This is a genomic window from Dietzia sp. DQ11-44, from assembly GCF_014145205.1.
Taxonomy (GTDB): Bacteria; Actinomycetota; Actinomycetes; order Mycobacteriales; family Mycobacteriaceae; genus Dietzia; species Dietzia natronolimnaea.
Window position 1 is genome coordinate 1 of the sequence record NZ_JAALEC010000120.1, and the last position, 4,368, is coordinate 4,368.

The following is a 4,368-nucleotide window of genomic DNA, read 5'->3' on the forward strand; positions in this document are numbered from 1 at the left end:
CGCGCAGCCCCACCGCCACGGACGCCGCGCGGGCCTGGGCGGCCTCGTCCGGCGCGGCCACCACGACCACCGGGGCGGCCTCCACCAGGAGACGGGTGGTCTCGACGCCGGAGGAGTCCGCGTCGACCGCGATCCTCGCACCGTCGACCTGAGCGGCGGTGATCCCCGGCCCGTCCTCGTCCGTTCCCGATGTGCACGCGGCGGTGGACAAGACCAGGCAGAACGAGAGGACCGCCGCCCCCACTCCTCGGTTGAAGTGGCGCACGGCGGTCCTCCTGAAGCTCGGGAATCGATCCCGGTGGACCCTACAGGGGTCTCAGGCGGTCTCGGTGATCGGCCGGTCGACCCAGCTCATCAGGTCGCGCAGCTTCTGCCCGGTGACCTCGATCGGGTGCTCGGCGTTCTGCTTGCGGAGCTGCTCGAGCTCCTTGTTCCCGCCCTCGACGTTGGCCACGAGGCGCTTGGTGAAGGTGCCGTCCTGGATGTCGGACAGGATCTCCTTCATGCGCTCCTTCGTGCCGGCGTCGATGACGCGCGGGCCGGAGAGGTAGCCGCCGAACTCGGCGGTGTCGGACACCGAGTAGTTCATCCGCGCGATGCCGCCCTCGTACATGAGGTCGACGATGAGCTTGAGCTCGTGGAGCACCTCGAAGTAGGCGAGCTCGGGTGCATAGCCGGCCTCGACCATGACCTCGAAGCCCGTCTTGACGAGCTCCTCGGTGCCGCCGCACAGCACGGCCTGCTCACCGAACAGGTCGGTCTCGGTCTCGTCCTTGAAGGTGGTCTTGATGACGCCCGCGCGGGTGCCACCGATCGCCTTGGCGTAGGACAGCGCGAGCGCCTCGCCCTCGCCCTTCGGGTCCTGCTCGACGGCGATGAGCGCCGGGACGCCCTTGCCGTCGACGAACTGACGGCGCACCAGGTGGCCGGGCCCCTTCGGGGCGACCATCGCGACGGTGACGCCCTCGGCGGGCTTGATCAGACCGAAGTGGATGTTGAGGCCGTGGCCGAAGAACAGCGCGTCGCCGTCGTTCAGGTTGGGCTCGATCTCCTCGGTGAAGATCTGCGCCTGCGAGGTGTCGGGGGCGAGCAGCATGATGACGTCGGCCCACTTGGTGGCCTCGGCGGCGGTCATGACCTCGAGGCCGGCCTCCTCGGCCTTCGCGCGGGACTTGGAGCCCTCGCGCAGACCGATCGCGACCTCGACGCCGGAGTCGCGCAGGCTCAGCGAGTGCGCGTGCCCCTGCGAGCCGTAACCGATGACGGCGACCTTGCGGCCCTGGATCAGCGACAGATCCGCCGAGTCGTCGTAGAACATCTCCACTGCCATGGTGGATTCCCTTCGTGTTGGTTCGTGTAGCCGGGACTTGTGTAGGAGTCGAGACTATCGAGTGGTGGTGATGGACTTGGGGCCGCGTCCCAGCGCGACCATGCCGGACTGCACGATCTCGCGGATGCCGTAGCCGTCGAGCATCCGCAGCAGCGCGTCGAGCTTGTCGGGGGTACCCGTGGCCTCGAGCGTGAGCGATTCCGGGGAGACGTCCACGATGTGGGCGCGGAACAGACTGGCGATCTCGACGATCTGGCCACGGTTGGTGGTGTCGGCGCGGACCTTGACCAGGGTGAGTTCGCGGGCGACCGAACCGGCCGGGTCCTGCTCCACGATCTTGATGACGTTGACCAGCTTGTTGAGCTGCTTGGTCACCTGTTCGAGGGGGAAGTCCTCGACGGCCACGACGATCGTCATGCGTGAGAGCCCGTCGGTCTCGGTGGGGCCCACCGCGAGGGACTCGATGTTGAACCCGCGCCGGGAGAACAGCGACGCCACGCGCGCGAGCACGCCGGGCTTGTCCTCCACCAGCACGCTCAGGGTGTGGGAGCGGGCGGTCACTGGTCCTCCTCCTGGGCGGCGAGCACGGCGGCGTCGATCCGCTCGGTCACCTCGTGGACGTCCGCGGCGTCGTCCGCCACGGAATCGGTGTCGTCGAACAGCGGCCGGATGTCCCGCGCCGCCATGATCTCGTCGTTGGACGTACCCGCCGCGACCATCGGCCACACCTGGGCGTCCTTGCCCACGATGAAGTCGATGAGCACCGGGCGGTCGTTGATCTCGCGGGCCTTGGCGATGACCTCGTCGACGTCCTCGGCGCGCTCACAGCGGAACGCCACGCACCCGAGGGCCTCGCCGAGCTTGACGAAGTCGGGGATGAGCTTGGACTGCGTCGACAGGTCGGTCTGCGAGTAGCGCTGATCGTAGAACAGCGTCTGCCACTGGCGGACCATGCCGAGGTTGCCGTTGTTGATCAGCGCCACCTTGATGGGGGCGCCCTCGATCGCACAGGTGGCGAGCTCCTGGTTGGTCATCTGGAAGCACCCGTCGCCGTCGATGGCCCACACCTCGGCGTCGGGACGACCGAACTTGGCCCCCATCGCCGCGGGGACCGAGTACCCCATGGTCCCGAGCCCGCCCGAGTTGAGCCACGTGCGCGGCTTCTCGTACTGGACGAACTGCGCGGCCCACATCTGGTGCTGGCCCACGCCTGCGCAGTAGACGGCGTCGGGGCCCGCTGCCGCGCTGAGGCGCTCGATCACGTACTCCGGGGAGAGCGAACCGTCCGACTGCGGTCCGTATCCGAGGGGGTACTCGGAGCGGATCTCGTCCAGTTGCCCCACCCAGGCGGTGGGCTCGGCGAGCGCTCCGGAGTCGCGCTCGCCGCGCAGCGTCTCGACGAGCTCGACCAGCACCTCCTTGATGTCGCCGACGATCGGCACGTCGACCGCGCGGTTCTTGCCGATCTCCGCCGGATCGATGTCTGCGTGGATGACCTTGGCGTCGGGGGCGAAGGTGTCGAGCTGGCCGGTGACCCGGTCGTCGAAACGGGCGCCCAGCGTGACGAGCAGATCAGACCGCTGCAGCGCGGCGACCGCCGCGACGGTGCCGTGCATGCCGGGCATGCCGTAGTGCAGCCGGTGCGAGTCGGGGAACGCACCGCGGGCCATCAGGGTGGTGACCAACGGGATCCCCGACAGCTCGGCCAATGCCAGCAGCTCCGCGGAGGCGTCGGCCTTGATCACCCCGCCGCCGACATACAGGACCGGGCGCTGGGCCTTGGCGATGAGCCGGGCCGCCTCGCGGATCTGCTTGCCGTGGGGCTTGGTGACCGGGCGGTACCCGGGCAGCTTCATCTCCGGCGGCCACGAGAACGTCATCTCGGCCTGCAGGACGTCCTTGGGGATGTCCACCAGCACCGCGCCCGGTCGGCCGGTCTGCGCGATGTGGAACGCCTCCGCGATCATCCGCGGGATGTCCTCGCCGTGCGAGACGAGGAAGTTGTGCTTCGTGATCGGCATGGTGATGCCGGAGATGTCGGCCTCCTGGAAGCCGTCGGTGCCGATGAGCGCGGTGCCCACCTGCCCGGTGATGGCGACGATCGGAACCGAGTCCATCTGCGCGTCCGCGAGCGGCGTCACGAGGTTGGTGGCCCCGGGGCCCGAGGTGGCCATGCAGACGCCGACCCGGCCGGTGGCCTGCGCGTACCCGGTGGCCGCATGCCCTGCGCCCTGCTCGTGCCGGACCAGCACGTGTCGGACCTTGACCGAGTCGTAGAGGGGATCGTAGACGGGCAGGATCGCGCCGCCGGGGATACCGAAGACGACCTCGGTGCCGATCTCCTCGAGGGACCGGACCACCGCCTGGGCGCCCGTCATCCGCTCGGGGGCCGCGGACCGGGCCCTGTGCTCTGCACCCGGACGGGGTCCGGGCTGTGCCGTTGGTGCGCTCACTTCAACTGTCCTTCATGGTGGTCGTGGAGCTGACGTTCGTCGCCGCACCCGGTCCGGTGGGACCAGGGGAACCCGGCAACAAAAAACCCCCGACGGCCACGGGGGCCGGCGAGGGTGCGCGTCGACGGAAAGCCAGGTAGCGGCTCAGGCGCCGACGCGCCGGCCGAGTACTAGACCGTTCCAGGTGTTCACGCGCTCAGGTTAGGCCCCGTCCGTCACGGTCGTCAACTCGTGGAAACTGGATCCCACATAGTGGACCGTGAGACAGTGGAGGGCACCATGAGCGCCGCATTCAGAGCACCCCACCCGGAGTCCACGCCCACCGACCGCGCACTCTTCCGGGTCAACCCCATGTCCTACGCCGTCATCGCCATCGTCGTCCTGGCGATCCTCTGGCCCGTCACCGCCTATCCCGTCGCTCTGGGATGGCTCGTGCTGCTCCCGATCGGATTCGGCTGGTGGGTCGCACGGACCCACACCAGGATCGACGAGGACGGGGTCCACCTGTCGACGTGGCGGGCGAGCAGGTCCGTTCCCTGGGAGGAGGTCAAGGGGGTGCTGTTCCCGAAGAGCGGCTTCGCCCGC

General features: G+C 69.0%; 4 protein-coding genes and 1 pseudogene. 1 reads left to right on the forward strand and 4 read right to left on the reverse strand.

Translation table 11 applies throughout. The features are described 5' to 3' along the window. The 4 genes and pseudogenes from G6018_RS03560 to G6018_RS03575 form a co-directional block, all read right to left on the reverse strand. Window positions 1-265, reverse strand: a pseudogene (locus tag G6018_RS03560) (hypothetical protein); the annotation flags it as partial. 51 nt (window positions 266-316) lie between these two features. Then, window positions 317-1,330 carry a ketol-acid reductoisomerase gene (ilvC, locus tag G6018_RS03565; protein WP_182638764.1) on the reverse strand — a complete coding sequence of 338 codons (1,014 nt, stop codon included), beginning with the start codon at window positions 1,328-1,330 and terminating at the stop codon, window positions 317-319. Window positions 1,331-1,384: 54 nt separating this feature from the next. Next, window positions 1,385-1,891: an acetolactate synthase small subunit gene (gene ilvN, locus G6018_RS03570; RefSeq protein WP_179525519.1), complete on the reverse strand. Its 507-nt coding sequence runs from the start codon at window positions 1,889-1,891 to the stop codon at window positions 1,385-1,387. Beyond that, window positions 1,888-3,783, reverse strand: a complete 1,896-nt coding sequence (locus G6018_RS03575; RefSeq protein ID WP_179525520.1) for an acetolactate synthase large subunit — start codon at window positions 3,781-3,783, stop codon at window positions 1,888-1,890. Before G6018_RS03575 ends, ilvN begins: the two co-directional genes overlap by 4 nt. Window positions 3,784-4,062: 279 nt before the next feature. On the opposite strand from G6018_RS03575, the gene G6018_RS03580 reads away from it, so the two are divergent. Continuing rightward, the coding region (locus tag G6018_RS03580) for a PH domain-containing protein (protein WP_182638766.1) at window positions 4,063-4,368 on the forward strand (306 nt) is incomplete at its 3' end.